Origin of the sequence: Desulfopila inferna (genome assembly GCF_016919005.1) — a bacterium.
In the GTDB taxonomy this organism is placed as follows: Bacteria; Desulfobacterota; Desulfobulbia; order Desulfobulbales; family Desulfocapsaceae; genus Desulfopila_A; species Desulfopila_A inferna.
The window spans coordinates 1-410 of sequence record NZ_JAFFQE010000058.1 but is presented as its reverse complement, the minus strand read 5'-3'; the positions used below and the strand labels follow the sequence as shown (position 1 = coordinate 410).

The 410-nt window shown below is 31.0% G+C and carries 1 pseudogene; it reads left to right on the top strand.

What is annotated here, in order from left to right:
• Window positions 1-312 (top strand): annotated as a pseudogene (locus JWG88_RS21430) (site-specific integrase); the annotation flags it as partial.
• Between the last annotated feature and the right edge of the window lie 98 nt (window positions 313-410).

Sequence of the window (410 nt, the reverse complement as noted above, 5' to 3'; positions counted from 1 at the left end):
CCATTATCTGTTTCAGCATATGAGAAAATAATTTCAACTATTAAAAAAGTAAGCCCGGAATTAAAGAGTTTATCGGGGCATAGATTGAGGCATTCATGGAACTATTTCTATTCAAATGAAATTGATAGTTCAAATTTGAATATCAATCGAAAATCAGGATTGAGATGCTATCTCATGGGATGGTCAAAAGATTCTAAAATGTCTGAAAACTATAATTTCAAACATATATCAGAGAAAGAAAAGGAACTTATTGGAAGAGTTTATGAATCTTTGAAAAAGATAACTGAGGGTCAATATAATGGAAAAATGTAATCTAAGAAAAGAGAATCTATTTTTTGCAACGATGCAGGGGTATAGCTTCAAGCTTTCTGATACCACATGGCAATTAGATAAAGAGACTTGTATTTTCC